This is a genomic window from Psychrobacter aestuarii, assembly GCF_904846035.1.
Lineage (GTDB): Bacteria > Pseudomonadota > Gammaproteobacteria > Pseudomonadales > Moraxellaceae > Psychrobacter > Psychrobacter aestuarii.
The window spans coordinates 1,159,566-1,176,522 of record NZ_CAJGYT010000001.1 but is presented as its reverse complement, the minus strand read 5'-3'; the positions used below and the strand labels follow the sequence as shown (position 1 = coordinate 1,176,522).

16 protein-coding genes are annotated in these 16,957 nt (G+C 50.7%); 10 read left to right on the top strand and 6 right to left on the bottom strand.

Annotated features, from left to right (window positions below; all coding sequences use genetic code 11):
* Positions 1–128: 128 nt before the first annotated feature.
* A complete protein-coding gene (locus JMW05_RS04840; protein WP_201504243.1) occupies positions 129–1,148 on the top strand; it encodes an RluA family pseudouridine synthase in 1,020 nt (339 codons plus the stop codon).
* 78 nt (positions 1,149–1,226) lie between these two features.
* Positions 1,227–1,922 (top strand): HAD-IA family hydrolase, encoded by a 696-nt coding sequence (locus JMW05_RS04835; protein WP_201504242.1) that lies wholly within the window; start codon positions 1,227–1,229, stop codon positions 1,920–1,922.
* A gap of 122 nt (positions 1,923–2,044) precedes the next feature.
* Here JMW05_RS04835 and yihA read toward each other — a convergent pair whose 3' ends face one another.
* Positions 2,045–2,794, bottom strand: a complete 750-nt coding sequence (gene yihA, locus JMW05_RS04830; RefSeq protein ID WP_227691441.1) for a ribosome biogenesis GTP-binding protein YihA/YsxC — start codon at positions 2,792–2,794, stop codon at positions 2,045–2,047.
* Positions 2,795–3,039: 245 nt separating this feature from the next.
* On the opposite strand from yihA, the gene JMW05_RS04825 reads away from it, so the two are divergent.
* The 4 genes from JMW05_RS04825 to JMW05_RS04810 all read left to right on the top strand — a co-directional run bounded on the left by JMW05_RS04825 (position 3,040) and on the right by JMW05_RS04810 (position 5,981).
* On the top strand, positions 3,040–3,387 hold the full coding sequence (locus JMW05_RS04825; protein ID WP_201504241.1) for a c-type cytochrome: 348 nt from the start codon (positions 3,040–3,042) through the stop codon (positions 3,385–3,387).
* A gap of 323 nt (positions 3,388–3,710) precedes the next feature.
* Positions 3,711–4,379: a c-type cytochrome gene (locus JMW05_RS04820; protein ID WP_201504240.1), complete on the top strand. Its 669-nt coding sequence runs from the start codon at positions 3,711–3,713 to the stop codon at positions 4,377–4,379.
* Positions 4,380–4,542: 163 nt separating this feature from the next.
* Complete coding sequence (locus JMW05_RS04815) at positions 4,543–5,628, top strand: hypothetical protein (RefSeq protein ID WP_201504239.1); 1,086 nt, start codon at positions 4,543–4,545, stop codon at positions 5,626–5,628.
* The gene (locus JMW05_RS04810) at positions 5,616–5,981 is read left to right on the top strand and encodes an RnfH family protein (protein WP_227691440.1); all 366 of its coding nucleotides are present in this window, start codon (positions 5,616–5,618) and stop codon (positions 5,979–5,981) included. The genes JMW05_RS04815 and JMW05_RS04810 overlap by 13 nt, the downstream gene beginning before the upstream one ends.
* Before the next feature lie 125 nt (positions 5,982–6,106).
* Here the strand turns inward: JMW05_RS04810 and JMW05_RS04805 are convergent, their stop codons facing one another.
* Complete coding sequence (locus JMW05_RS04805) at positions 6,107–6,517, bottom strand: outer membrane protein assembly factor BamE (protein ID WP_201505529.1); 411 nt, start codon at positions 6,515–6,517, stop codon at positions 6,107–6,109.
* A gap of 256 nt (positions 6,518–6,773) precedes the next feature.
* On the opposite strand from JMW05_RS04805, the gene fur reads away from it, so the two are divergent.
* Positions 6,774–7,205: a ferric iron uptake transcriptional regulator gene (gene fur, locus JMW05_RS04800; protein ID WP_201504237.1), complete on the top strand. Its 432-nt coding sequence runs from the start codon at positions 6,774–6,776 to the stop codon at positions 7,203–7,205.
* Positions 7,206–7,323: 118 nt separating this feature from the next.
* On the opposite strand, the gene JMW05_RS04795 is transcribed toward fur, so the two are convergent.
* Positions 7,324–8,445: a PilT/PilU family type 4a pilus ATPase gene (locus tag JMW05_RS04795; protein ID WP_201504236.1), complete on the bottom strand. Its 1,122-nt coding sequence runs from the start codon at positions 8,443–8,445 to the stop codon at positions 7,324–7,326.
* Positions 8,446–8,530: 85 nt separating this feature from the next.
* Complete coding sequence (locus JMW05_RS04790; RefSeq protein WP_201505528.1) at positions 8,531–9,568, bottom strand: type IV pilus twitching motility protein PilT; 1,038 nt, start codon at positions 9,566–9,568, stop codon at positions 8,531–8,533.
* 226 nt (positions 9,569–9,794) lie between these two features.
* Between JMW05_RS04790 and JMW05_RS04785 the strand changes: the two genes are divergently transcribed.
* Positions 9,795–10,505 carry a YggS family pyridoxal phosphate-dependent enzyme gene (locus JMW05_RS04785; RefSeq protein WP_227691439.1) on the top strand — a complete coding sequence of 237 codons (711 nt, stop codon included), beginning with the start codon at positions 9,795–9,797 and terminating at the stop codon, positions 10,503–10,505.
* A 30-nt stretch (positions 10,506–10,535) separates the two neighbouring features.
* Here JMW05_RS04785 and JMW05_RS04780 read toward each other — a convergent pair whose 3' ends face one another.
* Entirely contained in the window at positions 10,536–11,810 is a 1,275-nt protein-coding gene (locus tag JMW05_RS04780) for a hemolysin family protein (RefSeq protein ID WP_201504235.1), read from the bottom strand.
* A gap of 435 nt (positions 11,811–12,245) precedes the next feature.
* On the bottom strand, positions 12,246–13,913 hold the full coding sequence (locus JMW05_RS04775) for an NAD+ synthase (protein ID WP_201504234.1): 1,668 nt from the start codon (positions 13,911–13,913) through the stop codon (positions 12,246–12,248).
* A gap of 539 nt (positions 13,914–14,452) precedes the next feature.
* Here JMW05_RS04775 and JMW05_RS04770 point away from each other — a divergent pair.
* Both JMW05_RS04770 and JMW05_RS04765 read left to right on the top strand, forming a co-directional pair.
* Positions 14,453–15,616 (top strand): AI-2E family transporter, encoded by a 1,164-nt coding sequence (locus JMW05_RS04770; RefSeq protein ID WP_201504233.1) that lies wholly within the window; start codon positions 14,453–14,455, stop codon positions 15,614–15,616.
* A gap of 140 nt (positions 15,617–15,756) precedes the next feature.
* Positions 15,757–16,887: a 4-phosphoerythronate dehydrogenase gene (locus tag JMW05_RS04765; RefSeq protein ID WP_201504232.1), complete on the top strand. Its 1,131-nt coding sequence runs from the start codon at positions 15,757–15,759 to the stop codon at positions 16,885–16,887.
* Positions 16,888–16,957: the final 70 nt, after the last annotated feature.

The window sequence follows — 16,957 nt, the reverse complement described above, 5'->3', positions numbered from 1 at the left end:
TATCACTGGTTGGTGATGCGAAAGTAAAAATGTGGTCGCAAGCCACCATGATTATTGTCATGGATATGCTTAATTGGTGCGCAACATGCTAAACTATAGCAAATCTTTATACAAATACCTAACTAAAAATGACACAGCCCACTGATACCCCGCAGATATACAACAGCAAAACCCGCCCACAGAGCGCCGATGACGAGATCAGTAATTTCAATCGCGTCAACTATTTAGAAGTGACCCGCCATCAGCATGAGCAGCGCGTGGATAACTTTTTATTAAATCGCTTAAAAGGGCTGCCCAAGTCGCACATCTATAAGATGGTACGCGCCGATGAAGTGCGCGTGAACAACAAGCGCTGCAAGCCGCATGACCGCGTCTATCGCGGCGACATTGTGCGTATCGCGCCTGTACAGCTGGCGACGCGGGACAAGCCGATTATCAGTAATGAGTTTGCCCAAAGTCTGATGAACCGTGTGGTATACGAAGACGAGGGTCTGCTGGTCATCAATAAGCCTTCAGGCATTGCGGTACATGGCGGCAGTGGCGTCGACGTCGGCGTGATTGAGGCGATGCGTGAAGTGACGGGCAAAAAATACCTTGAGCTGGTGCACCGCATTGATAAAGACACCTCAGGGTTGCTTATGATTTCTAAAAAGCGCTCAACGCTCAAAGCATTGCAGCAGCATTTGGTGGACAAGACAATTCAAAAGCATTATTTGTGCATCGTTAAAGGGCAGCCTGCGCTCAACGAGCAGCGCATCAACGCGCCGCTACTGCGCTACACCCTTGCCAATGGCGAGCGCCGCGTCAAGGTCGACACGCAAGATGCGCAAGCGAAGCCCAGTGAGACCGATATCATCGTGCGCAGCCGCTTTGACTTGGTGACAGAGGATGGCAAAAGCCAGCCTGTCAGCCTGATTGAAGCCCTGCCACTGACAGGGCGCACGCATCAGATTCGCGTGCATCTGGCGCACGTCGGGCATGCACTGCTCGGCGATGACAAATATCATGTCAAAGACCAATCAGGCGTCCACCGTCTGTGCTTGCACGCTTGGCGCTTGGACATCCCTAACTATCCTGAAATCCGTGCGCCGCTGCCTGAAGATATCGCAGCGCTGTTGCCACAAGCGGCATTGGACAGCTTGTCTTAAACACATCGCATCAATACGGCGGGTGGGTGTATCAGCCCGCCGCCGTACCATTCACCCACGCAATTCGACAGGTCTTTTATGTCTGACGCCAACCACAACGCCAATGCGCAAAGCAACGTACACACACTCGCCAACAAGTCGCTCATCATTTTTGATTGGGACGGCACACTGATGGATTCGGTGGGGCTGATTGTAGAGTCAATGCACGTGGCGGGCGAGGCGCATGGCTTTACCACCACCGATGACGCGGTCAAAGGCATTATCGGACTGAGTCTGACAATCGGCATTGATATACTCTATCCAAACGCAAGCCAAGCGCAAAAAGACGCCATTTGCGACAGCTACGCGGACTATTACATTGCCAATAGTCATCAGACGCCGTTTTTTGACGGCATTGATACGATGCTACAAACCCTGCGCGCACAAAACAAAACGCTGGCAGTCGCTACAGGTAAAAAGCGCCGCGGTTTACAGCGCGTATTGGACGCGACAGACGCGCACCATTACTTTGCCATCACCCGCTGTGCGGACGAGTCAGGCTCCAAGCCCGACCCGCAGATGCTGAGTGATATTCTGGCGCATACAGGCGCGTCGGTGGCGGATGCGGTATTTATCGGCGACAGCATCTATGACATTCAGATGGCGAACCGTTTGGGCATGAGCAGCATCGCGGTCAACTATGGCACCGCGAGTGCGGCGGACTTGGCGGGCGAGCAGCCGACCTATCAGCTGGACACCCCGCAAGCTTTGATTGAGGCATTGACCGCTGCCTGATTTTTTTCTTTTTTTAAAAGGCTGTGTTAAAAAAAGCTGTGTCAGGACAAGCGGTCAAATGATTTTGCGGTGGTTATCTAAGATTTTTATAGCAGATTTTGCAGACTTTATTGACGCCAAACTTATTTGGCATTATCCACCGATACATCATCTGCTTGTTCTTCGCTCATAAGCGCATCAGCGATGCTATTTGCCGCATCGTCACTTTTTGCCTTGTCATACTCGTACCAACGACCCATTACGCCTGCCAACTCATCGATGCCTTCTTTTCTTAGCGCCGAGAACAGCTGAATGCTGCAAGACAGCCCCAATTTTTTGAGCTGCTTACGGGTGTTTAATAGGGCATTTTTTGCTGCGCCGTATTTGAGCTTGTCCGCTTTGGTCAATAGGATATGTACAGGCAGCTCGCCATCTTGCGCCCAATGCAACATCTGCTCATCAAAGAATTTGAGCGGATGGCGGATGTCGGTCAGTAGCACCAAGCCTGCCAAGCTGCCGCGTGACACCAAATATTCCTCTAGCTCCACCTGCCATTCTTTTTTCATCTCAAGCGGTACGGCCGCGTAGCCATAGCCTGGCAAATCGACAAGGCGCGTCTCAGGCGTCTCGATACTAAAAAAGTTAATCATCTGCGTGCGTCCTGGCGTTTTGGACGAGCGCGCCAGCTGCCTTTGATTGGTCAAGGCATTGATGGCGGAGGATTTGCCCGCGTTTGAGCGTCCCGCAAAAGCGACTTCTAGCCCTTCATCGGCAGGGCAAAGACGAAAGGTCGGTGCTGAGAGCATAAACTCGGTTTGCTGGATACGCTGACGGGCTTTGGTGTTAAATGCCGCCTGCTGCTGGGCGGGCGTATCGGTAGAAGGGGTAGACATAACAGACTCATCGACATTGAAAAATGAAAAAACGCCGCCATGTAGCAGGCGTTATACCCGCTAGCATACCATTAAAGTGCCCCCGCATTACGAAAAATCGTACCCAGTACGTCCAGTAAGCAGGTTACGCAGACCCAACTCAATTGTTATACATGCGTATCGGCGTTTTTGCTAGCATGAGGGTATAGCCTGTGGCTGCGCCAGTGCCCTTGTGCTGCACGCAGATTCGCCAAAGGAGGTGTTTTATGAACACAGTCACCCCATCATCAGCCCCACGCATTGGTTTGGTCGCTTATCTTGTCCGTATCGCAGCGCCTGTTGTGTTTGCCGTGACTTTAGGCGTGTCTGCTGCCCATGCCGCAGACATTCCTGCCATTTATCAAGACTCCTGCGCTGCCTGCCATGACAACGGCGCATTGAACGCCCCCAAAAAAGGCGACACTGCCAGATGGCAAGCACTCAAAGACAAAAAAGGTATGCCTGCACTGGTGCAAGCGGTCAAAGGCGGCATGATTCAGATGCCCGCGGGCGGTTTGTGCGCAACCTGTACCAATGACGACTACCGTCAACTGATTGATTACATGAGCAAATAGGCAGGCATAGGTACAGTAATGCCTAGCCAGTGGTGGTTTGTTTTGTTAAGAGAAGATAAATGACCGATGGCATAATGAGCCTATCTGTGTAAGCGATATGACAGAAAAATCAACGGATGCTTTGATTAAGTAGGCAAATGCCACAAAGTCTTGCTATAATGTCGCAAAATAAACCCTGATGTTAGTAAGTACTTTCAGGCGGATTGTGAAAACCAAGCCGTCATAGCCTGTCTGTTATTAGGACAAGCCGATGCCTCCTTGTTGCCGCATTACCCACAATCACTCTTAATAAGGCTTACGCTGAGTTAGTAGGATCTGTATCAATGAAAAAGTTAATCGCTGCCGCCAGCTTATGTGTTGCAAGTTTCAGCGTACAAGCTGCTATCACTGTGCCAAAATATGATGTCAATGCAGGTAAACAAATTGCCGAGACAGTATGTGCTGCCTGTCATGGTCTGACGGGTGAGAGCATCGTACCTGCTCAGCCAAACTTAGGCGGACAAAACGTCAAGTACCTCTATAAGCAGTTGGTCAACTTTAAAGCAGGCTACCGTAAAAACGGTATCATGCAATCGCAGGTGGCCAACCTATCACAGCAAGACCTTGCTAACGTGGCAGGCTACTATGCCAGCCAGCAGCCTTGGGGCGTAGGCTACGGCAACCCAGCCACCAGCCAAGAGGCGAGCAAGCTGTTCTTAGGTGGCGATAAAAAGCGCGGCGTGATTGCGTGTGCTGGTTGTCACGGTCCTGATGCCAAAGGCAATATCTTTGCTGCGTTCCCACGCTTGGGCGGTCAGCATTCAGAATACATCTCAACCCAGCTTAAACTGTTCCGTGCCGCGGGTCGTGATGACGATATCTCAAGCGATGACCAAAAACGTGTCAACGATGCTGCCAAAGAAGGCGAAAAAGGCATGATGCAGACCGTGGCGTCACGTCTGTCAGACAGAGACATTCGTATCTTGTCAGAATACATCAGCGCGGTACACTAAGCTGTCATTCAGCATTCTGATACGACTGCCTAGTGCGATGATAAGACCCCGATTTCGGGGTTTTTTCATAATTGGTGCTTGGTGAAATGCCTGTATAATAAGGCAGTAGGCTGATCGTTATGTACGTATTCATTATTTATTATAGATGGTTTGGATGAAGATTATGATGGTTCGCTATGCCGCTTATTTTGTCGCCGCGCTCTTGCCGTTGTTGCTGTTTCGCTGGTTTGCCCCTGTCAGTATCGGCGAGATTGACTTTTGGCTGTTGTGGCTTGGGGCGATGATACTGGTCGCCCTGCCGATGGTCTATGCGGAGATTGCCTTGGCTTATCGCAGCAGCGCTGCGCCTGTGGCAGGAATGCAGACATTGACCCGTGAGGCGGATGCCAGTCCGCTGTGGCGCAGCTTTGGTTGGCTTGCCGCGCTCGTGGCGATTGTGATTGCCGCTTTGGTCATCTCAGGCGCGTCTATGCATATGCTGCAAGCGCTAAGCAGTATGCAGATGGCACCCGATGTCATGCCGTTTGCGCTGTCGATGGGGCTGGTGGTCATTGCGGTATTGCTCAGTCTGCTTGGTGTGACGCCGCTGCCTATCGGACTTGGGCTGATGCTGCTCGGTCTTATCTTTGGCGCCGTACAAGGATTGCCACAAATCAACTTTGCCTTCACAGGCGTTAGCCTTGGCGAGTGGGCGCGTGCGGTGGCCTTGGCGCTTGTGAGTGTCGGCGCAGGTACCGGTCTGTATTGGTTCACAGGTGTGCGTCAAGGTGAGGACGGCACGCGTAGCCTACGTGCGAGCAAGCAAGTGCTGCCGATTTGGGGCTTACAGGTGGTCGCAGGCGGCGTGGCGCTCGGTATGAGCAGCATAAGTATGCCGCCGATTGCTCAGCTGCTCTATGGCGCGGGTGTGGTATTCGTAGCAGGGTATTTGCTGCATTACGCTGCGCAGCAGTTGGCGCACCGTTTTGGGATTTTGCTCAGTATGGTGGCGGTGCTTATCATCGCGCTGTTGCTGGTCGCGGTCGTACCTGATGCATGGCTCGCGGGTATCTTAGTGGTAGTCAGCAGTATCGCAGCGCTACTCTTGTCCGTCTTTGCAGGGTGGCAGATGAAAATCAGTCACTTACGCAAGTCATTAAACTTTAGCAATGAAGGGCTGTACAACCTATGGCGCATCGCCATTCGCTTGATTGTGCCCTTGGCATTGGTCTTGGCGCTGATTGGCTGGGGTATGACGTGGATCGGCTAATCACCATTTATCTGGCGTATGCCGAAGATGCGCTGACGCAGCATTACGAAGTGCTGCAAGTACCGACGGGCAGCAGTATCTATACGGTGCTAAAGGATGCAGGCTGGCTTGCGCGCTTTACAGATTTGGGCGCATGGTGTGAGACGGTGCGTATGCTTGATACGCCAGACAACAAACATTGGCGGGTTGGGATTTACGCGCAAAAGCAGCCATTAAGCTACATCGTACAGCCGTTTGACCGCATCGAGGTGTATCGCTCTTTAGAAGCCGACCCGATGAAACAGCGTAAAGCGAAAACGCCGCCCAAAAAACCACATGTCAGAAAACCGCGCATTAAAAAATCAAAAAGGTAGCCGTTTTAGAGTGTCTTTAGCATACAGCATCAACAAAATGCGCCAGTCTATCGAGGACTGGCGCAGTGCTATTTAGAGGGCGATTTTACGATAAGATATAACGGCAGTCAGGTGCCAATACAGATTTACTGCGGCAGGGTCTCGATGCCATCGATACGTGTGACGATACCACGCTCATCAAAGTAGACCGACAGGTGCTGGCTTGCGTTGACGACATCGGCTTTGCCAAGGCGTTTGCCTTCGGTGCCTGCTTTATAATCGTAGATATAGTCCCAACGGTTCGGCGCGAGCGTGTCTTTGATGGCAGGGCTGCCCAAGAGGTAGAGTACCTGATTTTGATTCATGCCCACGCGCAATTTGCTGGCTTGGGTTTGCGTGATTGGCGTTCCTTGCGGCAAATCAATCTTATACACGCTCAGCATAGAGCAGCCAGATAAGGCAACAGTCGCACTCAAAGCAGCGGTGAGCGCAAGATGTCGTACAGTGCGGTGGGTTGGGCGTAAAGTAAGTGACTTGTGCATGATAAGAGGACTCACAAAAAATGAAAGTGGTGCAGTCGGGGGCATGTCGCCCAGCGTACTGAGAATCACTGACAGATGATACGTCATTTGCCGTCCATTGCCTACCATTTGCCACATTTTTACCACAGCACCGTTAATATACGTTATGATTTAGGCATCATCATCCGCGGGCTACGTTGTCTTTGAGATATCATCCGTTGGCAATAATCATAATCAAATCATATTTTTATTCACTTAATTTTATAAGACGTTCATCGTCGTAAGGGGTATTATGGCTTTTACCAATCAAGATTTAAGAAAAGCAGGTTTAAAGGTGACCTTGCCGCGCATCAAGATTTTAGAACTGCTTGAGCAAGCTGAGCATCACCACATGAGCGCTGAAGAAGTGTACAAAGCACTGATTGACCAAGGCGAAGATGTGGGTCTGGCAACCGTGTATCGCGTGCTGACGCAATTTGAGCAAGCAGGCATCGTGGAGCGCCACAACTTTGAAAACAACTTGTCGGTCTTTGAAATCACTCAAGATGAGCATCATGACCACTTGGTGTGTGATGTGTGCGGCAAAATCATCGAGTTTCACAACAACACCATCGAAGAAGAGCAGTTAAAAGTCGCCGCCGAGCATGACTTTAAACTCTCAGGTCACTCACTGGTACTGTACGGCATCTGTAGTAACCAAGCCTGCCGTGACAGCGCCAAATAAGGCACGCATCTGGTTTTAATAAGCGCGCTTAAACAGCCTGTTGAAACCACAAGCACAAAAAAAACAGCGTCTTTGGGCGCTGTTTTTTTTAATGAAAAATAAGGCTAAGACGAACCTATTAGCTGATGTCCAAAGACAAGCTGTCCGCGCCTTCGTCCAGATTGCCCTCTTTGTGCTTGCTTTTGAGCTTGATTTGCAGACGCAAGTCGTTGGGCGAGTCGGCGTGAGTGATGGCGTCTTGATAAGTAATCTCGCCGTTTTCATACAAATCAAACAGCGCCTGATCAAAGGTCTGCATGCCGCTGTCGCGTGAGCGCGTCATCACTGCTTTGATTTCGTGTACCTCACCCTTACGGATATAGTCACCAATCAGCTGTGAGTTGAGCAAAATCTCAATGGCAGCGCGGCGGCTTTTGCCATCTGGCGTCGGAATCAGCTGCTGGGCAATCACGGCTTGCAGGTTTAAGGACAAGTCCATAAACAGCTGCCCGTGACGGTCGGCTTCAAAGAAGTGAATGATACGGTCAATCGCTTGGTTGGCGTTGTTGGCGTGCAAGGTAGCAAACACCAAATGCCCCGTCTCGGCATACTGAATGGCGTAGTTCATGACCTCGCGGTTACGAATCTCACCAATCAAAATCACGTCAGGCGCTTGGCGCAGGGTGTTTTTTAGCCCTGCTTCAAACGATAAAGTATCAATGCCCACCTCACGCTGAGTGATGATGCAGCCTTTGTGCTTATGCACAAACTCGATGGGGTCTTCGATGGTGATGATGTGCCCGTGCGAATGCTGGTTGCGATAGCCAATCATTGAGGCGAGGGTGGTGGATTTACCCGTTCCTGTCGCGCCGACCAGCAGAATAATGCCGCGCTTTTTCATCGCCAGCTCTTTTAAGATGGGCGGCAAGCGCAGCTCTTCTACCGTTGGGATTTTATTTTCAATTTTCCGCAAAATCATGCCCGCCATGTCGCGCTGCATAAAGGCGCTGACGCGAAAGCGGGCGGTCTGCGCGCGGTCTGAGATGGCAAACTGACACTCATTGGTGGTTTCAAACTCTTCGCGCTGCTCTTTGGTCATGATGCTCTTGACCAGTGCCATGCTTTGCTCTGGGGTCAGCGGTACTTTGCCAACGGGCAAAATCTGTCCATGCACCTTCATAGAAGGTGCCACATCGGCTGTGATAAACAAATCCGAGCCGTTCTTTTTAATCATCAGTTGTAATAACTTGTCAAAATCCATAACGCACCTACCTATTATCCTTAGTAATCACTTCGCGTATGACTGATATGTCGTTGTGCTTGCGCGCTGTCCATGCGCTTAGGGGTTATAAAAAGGCGTCGGGCTGCTTGGCATAAGGACGCGCCGAGTCTTTGCTGATGGTGCCTTTAGCGACCAGATTTTTTAGGGTCTGGTCAAGGGTAATCATGCCATCACCCGCGCCCGTCTGAATCGCAGAATACATCTGCGCGATTTTGTTTTCACGAATCAAGTTACGAATAGCGGGCGTGCCGAGCATGATTTCGTGCGCCGCCACACGTCCGCCCGTTTGGCGCTTGAGCAGTGTTTGCGAGACGACCGCTTGTAGCGACTCTGAGAGCATGGCGCGAATCATGTCTTTTTCAGCCGCTGGGAACACGTCAATCACACGGTCAATGGTCTTTGCCGCTGAGCTGGTGTGCAACGTGCCGAACACTAAGTGTCCCGTTTCTGCCGCCGTCAAAGCAAGACGAATGGTCTCAAGGTCACGCATCTCGCCGACCAAAATCACGTCAGGGTCTTCACGCAGCGCTGAGCGTAGCGCAGGCTCAAAGCCCAAAGTATGGCGGTGTACCTCGCGCTGGTTAATCAGGCTCTTTTTGGATTCGTGTACGAATTCGATGGGGTCTTCGATGGTTAAGATGTGCTCTTTTCGCGTCTCGTTGATATAATTAATCATTGCCGCAAGGCTGGTGGATTTGCCTGAGCCTGTCGGTCCTGTGACCAAGACCACGCCGCGCTTAAAGTCAGAGATGCGCTTAAAGACATCGCCCATGCCCAAGTCTTCCATGGTCAAGACTTTGGAGGGAATGGTACGAAACACTGCGCCTGCGCCGCGATTTTGGTTAAAGGCGTTGACACGAAAACGCGCCAGATTGGGAATCTCAAACGAAAAATCCGTCTCAAAAAATTCCTCAAAGTCTGCACGCTGCTTGTCATTCATGATATCGTAAATCAGCTGATGCACCACTTTGTGACTCATGGTCGGCATATTGATGCGCGTCATCTCACCATCGACACGAATCATCGCAGGCATACCCGCTGAAATATGTAAATCTGACGCATTGTGCTTGACCGTAAAGCGCAGTAAATCTTCAATACTCAATGTGCTTTTTTCAGACATGATGGGACATTCCTTTGAATATAAATCAACAATGATGGCTGATGGTTACCACCGCAGCACGCTAAAAACGGTGGGGCGTGTGACCATACAAATATAATAACAAGACCTTCAGGCTTTCACCATCAATCATGTAGATTAAGTAAAAAAACTTTGTTCACTATGGCGGCGCTGCTTCTCGCATACTGCCGCACTGACTCTAACGACAATCATGACATACGAGACAACCATGACCGACAGCCCCTTGCTGCAGCACTGGCAGCGCACCAAAGATAAAATCAACGACGCCAAAACCCAAAACCATGCCCGCCAAGACGTCACCTTGCTCGCGGTCTCAAAGACCAAGCCCAGCGAGATGATACGCGAGCTTATACACGCGGGGCAGCGCGACTTTGGCGAAAACTATCTGCAAGAAGCCCTAGAAAAAATAAACGCACTGGCAGAATATAAAGCGAAAGACGCCATCACGTGGCACTATATCGGACACATCCAGCGCAATAAGACCCGCGACATTGCCGAGCATTTTGATTGGGTACAAACGCTGGAGCGCGACATTATTGCCAAGCGCTTAAACGACCAGCGCCCCGATGCGCTGCCACCGCTGCAAGTCTTGATACAGGTCAATATTGATGATGAGGACAGCAAATCAGGCTGCACGCCTGAGGCACTGCCCGAGCTGGTCGCAGCGGTTAAGGACTATGAGCGCTTAAGATTACGCGGCTTGATGATTATCCCAGCCACCGACAGCACCGATGCCTTTGTGCGCACGCAGGCACTGTTCGATGATATAAAAGCGCGCTACCCTGAGCTGACCGATTGGGACACGCTCAGTATGGGTATGAGTGGGGACATGCAGGCGGCGATTGCGCACGGCTCAACCATGGTGCGGGTCGGTAGCGCGATTTTTGGGGCGCGTGACTAGCAATGTAGGTCAGCGCATCAAACCCTGTCGTTAGACCACGTCGTCAAATTTGGTCACCAGCAGCTGATTGATTTTTAGGTTGTTGGTTGCCAAAATCTCAAAGCGATAATTGGCATGCTCGATGGTGTCGGTCTTTTTTGGGATTTTGCGCAGCATAAACATCATAAAGCCGCTGATGGTCTCGTAGTTTTGGCTGTGCGGCAGATTGACGATGCCAAGCGCGCGCACCACATCCTCAATCGGCGTCATGCCATCAATCAGCCATGAGTTGTCCGTGCGCTGGACGATAAGCTGGTCTTCTAGGGTCACAAGCTCACCCATGACGATGCTCATCACGTCTTTGAGCGTAATCACGCCGACCACCAGTGCATACTCATTCACAATCACCGCAAAATCTGCGCCCGTGGATTTAAACGTCTCTAAGACCTCAAATAACGACAAAGTATCAGGGATAAACAGCGCAGGCTTTAGCAGCGACTTGTCCGTGATACAGACTTCTTGCTTTTCAAGCACTGACGCCAAAAAGCTGCGCGACTCGACATAGCCAATAATCTGCTCAAGGTCATCGTCGGTACACACCAAAAACTTATTGTGCGGCTGGCGAATCATCACCTCAACCACCTCAGTGGTGCTCGCATGGCTGTCAAAATAGACAATGTGCTCACGCGGGTTCATCACGGAGGTGACGGTACGCTCTTGCATCTCAAAGATGTTTTCAATCAGGTGATGCTCTTGCTGCTTGAGTACGCCTGCTTCTGCGCCTGCGTCCATGACCGCATAGATGTCCTCTGAAGTCATGTCGTCTTGGCGTACTGTCGAAATACCTAAGCCTTTAAAAATTAAGTTCGCCGCGCCATCGAACACCCAAATAATCGGCTTTAAAATAAAAATCAAAAAAATCATTGGGCGCACGACTTTGACGGCGATAGGCTCGGAGTTGGACATCGCCAAACGCTTGGGCATCAAATCGGCAAACAGCACAAAGACACTGGTCACGATGGCAAAAGAGACGATAGAGGCGAGGGCTTCGTGACCGAACAGCTGCTGCAAATAAGGACTGATGGCCGACTCACCAATCGCCCCTGCCAAGATGGCAACGGCATTGAGCGCGACCTGTACCACCGTGATAAAGCTGCCAGGGTGCTCCTGCATTTTGAGCACGTCTAAGGCGCGGACATCGCCTTCTTTGGCCATTACTTGCAGCTTAATCTTACGGGAGGAGGCAAGCGCCAGCTCGGAGCTGGAGACTAGAGCACTTAGGGCAATCAGAAAAAAGATAAACATACTAGCAGTTAGCAAGCTCATGAGATACTCGAAAAAAAAGGGGTCGGTTGTTGGTTAACGGGGTTACTGCGCGCACATATTGAGGCGGCAGTAAAGTGAGGCTAAGTGGGCTGCGCGGCGTTGGCGTGATAGGTCAATCGTGAGTCATACCTCCCCAAAGCAAGGGGATGTTTGGTTAAGGCAATACGCAAAATAGCGGCGAGCTGGGATGAGCGCGTAGACGAGGGCTACCGTCTCACCATAAAAAAGGGCGGATAGAGGCTGCGTTGTGGCGGCGCATGGCTTATCCAGCGCCGCGTTTGAAAAATATCTTTAACGAATTATTGCAAATAATTGGTCGCGCAAAGGCGCGTCACACGCACCAAAAAAGCTGAGCAAGACACTCAGCTTTTTATGCTTCTTTTCTTATCAAGTCGATCAAGCGGCGATTATCCAGCCGCAGCCCTTAAGGTACCCTTAAACGTCAGCCTTAACAGACCACTTGTTTACCAAGGGGTAACGGCGCTCACGACCAAAGGCGCGATGACTGATTTTGGTACCGATAGCAGATTGCAGACGCTTGTATTCGTTGTTATCGACCATCTTGATGGTTTTGGCGACCATCTCCGCATCAAAGCCTTTGTCCACGATGTCTTGATAGCTCAAATCTTCGTCGATATACAGTCTTAAAATACCATCTAGCACATCATAATCAGGCAAGCTGTCTTGGTCTTTTTGGTCAGGACGCAGCTCGGCTGATGGCGGACGGGTAATGACGCGCTCAGGAATCACAGGCGTGTCTTCTAAGCGGTTGCGGTAATTGGCAAGCGCATAGACTTGGGTTTTGTACACATCTTTTAGGACGTCAAAGCCGCCCGCCATATCGCCGTACAAGGTGGCATAGCCAACCGCCAGCTCAGATTTGTTGCCTGTGGTGATGACCAAATGACCAAACTTGTTGGACAGCGCCATCAAAATCACCCCGCGCGCACGCGCTTGGATATTCTCTTCGGTGGTGTCGGCAGGCGACTCATTAAATAACGGCGCAAGCGTATGGCGAATGCCTTCTACCGCATCAAAAATCGGGCACACAGTGTAGGAGACATTCAGGCGACGTGCTTGCGCTTGCGCGTCTTCCAAGCTGATTTGCGAGGTGTACTCATACGGCATCATCACCGCATAGACCTTGTCTGCGCCAAGTGCATCGACCGCCACGCATAGGGTCAGCGCAGAATCAATACCGCCTGATAGACCAACAATCACCCCGCCAAAGCCTGAATGATTGACGTAGTCACGCAGACCGACGACCAATGCTTGATACATCTCAGACTCAGCGCTCAGTGACAGTGGCGCTTTGGCTTGCGTGTCGAACTGACGCGCTTTGACATCAAGGCGGGCGAGCAATAAGTGATTTAAAAAGCGCGGTGCTTCGTGCGCGATGCTGCCATCGGCTTGTACCACCAGCGAGCCACCATCGAACACAAGGTCATCTTGACCGCCCACCGCATTGACATACAGCACAGGCAACTGATGCTCGCGGCTGCGCTTGGCAAGGATGGCTTTACGCGCTTCTTGCTTGTCGGTTTCAAAGGGCGAAGCATTTAGGCTGACCACCATGTCCGCGCCTTGCTCTTTTAGCGCTTTCATAGGCGCTTCTTGCCACAAGTCTTCACAAATCAGCAGACCGATAGTGATGCCTTTATAGTCAAACAACACCTGATTGCGCCCTTTGTCAAAGTAGCGACGCTCATCAAACACGCCATAGTTGGGCAGGGACTGCTTGTGATAAAAGCCTTTTTGCTGTCCGTTATACAAGATAGCCGCTGAGTTAAACGTGCCATGATGGTCAACGTGTGGATAGCCGATAATCATGACGATATCGTCAATATCGCTCAAGGAAGCAAGCGCGCTTTTGACGCGACCTGACAGGCTTGGGCGCAAAAGCAAATCTTGGGGCGGGTAACCGAGTAGGGCAAGCTCAGGAAAGACAATCACATCCGCACCTTGCTCACGCGCTTCGAGCGCTAATGTGCGCATTTTTTGGGTATTGGCGCTGATGTCGCCCACCAAAAAATGAGCTTGGGCAAGTGCAAAGGTCACCGTATCAGGCACAGTGCTGTTGGAAGTCTCAGGGTCTTTTGCCATTGTTATTGTTCCTATAAAAATATCGTAAATATATGGTCTGTCTTGCAATCAGGCAATCACCATATCACGCGGTACGCTAAAAATTATCTCAAACCTATCATAAAGCGGCGTTATAAGACACAAATCATCGTGTCATGAAAGTACACACCAAAAATCAATAGGCTGTGCGGGCGTCATCGCCGCGCTAATATGTATTTAAAATGTAAAATAATGCCGCTAGTATAACATCAATTGTGGTATGCACGCGCGGCGCGCATCTTTTTTGCCACATATCTGGCTGGACAAAACAGGCGTATGTGGGATTGATAAAATCCAAAAAGTGCGCCTTTAACCTTAAAGTATAACAAAAAGTGCATCAACAAAATTGTAAGTAAAAATTACAACATAGCATTATGTATTTGCCCCCGCTTATAGCATAATGGATGGCGACACCATATGGCACACAGCAAGGTGTGCTTACCTGTAAAAGCAGGATGGTACTTTTCTGATATTTGGCAAAAGCGCTGCCGCTTTTTGCTGTCAATTTTGGTTGACACGCTATGATTGAAAACTGGACTAAAGAATTCGTTATCCAGCGTTTGCTGGCCATCACGCTGTTGGTGGTACTCTTCATCCTATGTTTTCAGGTGGTGCGATTTTTTATCGTTCCTGCGCTGTGGGCGGCGATTTTGGCGTACGTCACGTTTCCGATTTATACTTTTTTTCATCAAAAAGTACACCTAAGCACCGATTTTAGCGCCGCGATTATGACGGTCAGCATCTCTTTATTGATTGGCGTGCCGACCGTGGTGGGGCTGTTTATTTTGCAGCAAGAAGCGCTTAGCCTCTATACCAATATGATTTATCGCGTCAAAGTCGGCTATCTGGACGTGCCTGAATATTTCAAAACCCTACCTGTCATCGGTCAGCAAATCAAAGATGTGCTGTGGGAGATTAATAAAGACCCTGAAGGCGCGCTCGAGGCATTTCGTGCGTGGGTACAGTCGCATCTGTATTACGGCAAAGTCGCCTTTGATGTCGCCTTTAGTGGGCTTGCCAAGACAGGTATGGCGCTGATGACGCTGTTTTTCTTTTATCGTGATGGCACCAGTCTGATGCGTCAGATTCGCCAAGCGCTGCGCAATATCATCGGCAACCGTATTGATGGCTATATTGATTCGGTCGGCTCGACCACGCGCGCGGTGGTCTATGGTATCGGTCTGACGGCGCTGGCGCAGGCACTGCTTGCGGGTATTGGCTATTACTTCGCGGGTGCGTCCAATCCGATTTTATTGACCATCGTCACGTTTGTGGTGGCGCTGATACCGTTTGGTACGCCTTTTGCGTGGGGCGGGGTTGCGATTTGGCTGATGAGCCAAGGGCAGACCACAGAAGGTATTGGGCTTGCGCTGTGGGGCATACTGGTCATCAGCTGGGTGGACAATTTGATTCGTCCGATTGTGATTAGTGGCGCGACCAAGATTCCCTTTATCATTATTTTTATTGGCGTGCTTGGCGGCTTGACGGCGTTTGGTTTTGTGGGCTTGTTTATTGGTCCTGTGGTGCTGGCGATTGCGCTTGCGGTGTGGCGTGAGTGGATATCGCAGCACAAAAGCGACTTGTTCGCTGCGCAAACCGAAGCCGATAACAAAGCTGCGCTGCTGCCCGCCGCTTCCTATGCGCCTGTGACCGAGAGCGCAGAAGAGGATGCAGGCAAAAAATAAATTCGCTATCATGGCGTCATCATTGAGCCAAACGAACAATCTTGCCAATCAAAAAAGACAAAAAAGGCGCATATGAGTGCCTTTTTTTTCGTTATGCTGATATGCCCTAATATTCATCGTTAATAAAAAAGAGGCGAACAATGCCCGATACCTTTTTAAATCATACCCCTACCAAAAAAGCGCACACCCTAACCATCGTCGCGGACAGCAATATCGCCAGTCTCAGCGATTTTTTTAATGCGCATAATCTTGCAGGCGCGGCAGAGACGGTGGAGATTATCACCTGTGCGGGGCGCGAGATTACCGCAGATTTTTTGGCAAATATCCAGCCTGATGTGCTGCTGGTGCGCTCGGTCACGCCCGTCAATGAAACGCTACTGGCGGATAATAACAGCGTACGCTTTGTCGGTTCAGCGACCATCGGCACCGACCATATCGACCAAGCGTATCTTAAAGCGCGCGGTATCGCTTTTGCCAATGCTGCAGGCTGTAGCAAGCATTCGGTGGCGCAATATGTGCTGACGGCAGCGTTTACCTTGCGTCCTGAATATTGGCACGATGCACCGACACTCGGCATCATCGGGCTGGGCAATATTGGCAGCACGCTTGCTTTGTATGCCAAAGATTTGGGCTGGCAGGTATTGGGTTACGACCCGTTGTTGCCAGTATCTGATGTCAATAACAGCACGCTCGATGAGGTGCTACAAAGCAGCAGTATTATCAGCTTGCATGTGCCGTTAACGAGCGCGCAGCAAAGCGACTATCCGACGGAGCATTTGATTGATGCCGAAGCGCTAGCGAAAATGCACAAAGACACCTTATTGATTAACAGCGCCCGTGGTGCGGTGATTGCTGAGGCGGATTTGCTGGCAGACATTGCTAAGACTGAGCGCCAAGTGGTGCTCGATGTGTTCGAACATGAGCCGACTATTGCCGCCCAGACATCGGACGCGCTCAGCATCGCCACCATGCATATCGCAGGCTATACGCTGGAGGGCAAACTACGCGGCACGCAGATGATATATGACGCGCTGTGCCAGACGCTTGGCTTGCCGATTGTACAACGCATCGAGCCGTTACTACCCGCCAATCCGTACCACTGGGCAGCACTCAAGGATGCGCCACAGTTGCTGCCTGAGTTTTATGACATCATGCAAGACGATGCCGCCTTGCGTGCAGTGGTGACAGAAGGGCAGGTGCAGGGCAAAGACTTTGATGGCTTGCGCCGCAACTATCCACTACGCCGTGAATGGGCATTTGCAGCTTTTTAACTTTGATGCGTTAATAAAAGCCTAGCCCCTTGAGACAATTTAGTAATTATCTGTGATAAAAAGACACTGC

Excerpts from the sequence above, each read along its gene's own strand:
- yihA (WP_227691441.1), bottom strand. The coding sequence starts at position 2,794 with ATGTCTACCCCTTCTACCGATACGCCCGCCCAGCAGCAGGCGGCATTT.
- JMW05_RS04765 (WP_201504232.1), top strand. The coding sequence starts at position 15,757 with ATGCCCGATACCTTTTTAAATCATACCCCTACCAAAAAAGCGCACACC.
- JMW05_RS04840 (WP_201504243.1), top strand. The coding sequence starts at position 129 with ATGACACAGCCCACTGATACCCCGCAGATATACAACAGCAAAACCCGC.
- fur (WP_201504237.1), top strand. The coding sequence starts at position 6,774 with ATGGCTTTTACCAATCAAGATTTAAGAAAAGCAGGTTTAAAGGTGACC.
- JMW05_RS04795 (WP_201504236.1), bottom strand. The coding sequence starts at position 8,445 with ATGGATTTTGACAAGTTATTACAACTGATGATTAAAAAGAACGGCTCG.
- JMW05_RS04775 (WP_201504234.1), bottom strand. The coding sequence starts at position 13,913 with ATGGCAAAAGACCCTGAGACTTCCAACAGCACTGTGCCTGATACGGTG.
- JMW05_RS04835 (WP_201504242.1), top strand. The coding sequence starts at position 1,227 with ATGTCTGACGCCAACCACAACGCCAATGCGCAAAGCAACGTACACACA.
- JMW05_RS04815 (WP_201504239.1), top strand. The coding sequence starts at position 4,543 with ATGATGGTTCGCTATGCCGCTTATTTTGTCGCCGCGCTCTTGCCGTTG.
- JMW05_RS04785 (WP_227691439.1), top strand. The coding sequence starts at position 9,795 with ATGACATACGAGACAACCATGACCGACAGCCCCTTGCTGCAGCACTGG.
- JMW05_RS04770 (WP_201504233.1), top strand. The coding sequence starts at position 14,453 with ATGATTGAAAACTGGACTAAAGAATTCGTTATCCAGCGTTTGCTGGCC.
- JMW05_RS04780 (WP_201504235.1), bottom strand. The coding sequence starts at position 11,810 with ATGAGCTTGCTAACTGCTAGTATGTTTATCTTTTTTCTGATTGCCCTA.
- JMW05_RS04825 (WP_201504241.1), top strand. The coding sequence starts at position 3,040 with ATGAACACAGTCACCCCATCATCAGCCCCACGCATTGGTTTGGTCGCT.
- JMW05_RS04820 (WP_201504240.1), top strand. The coding sequence starts at position 3,711 with ATGAAAAAGTTAATCGCTGCCGCCAGCTTATGTGTTGCAAGTTTCAGC.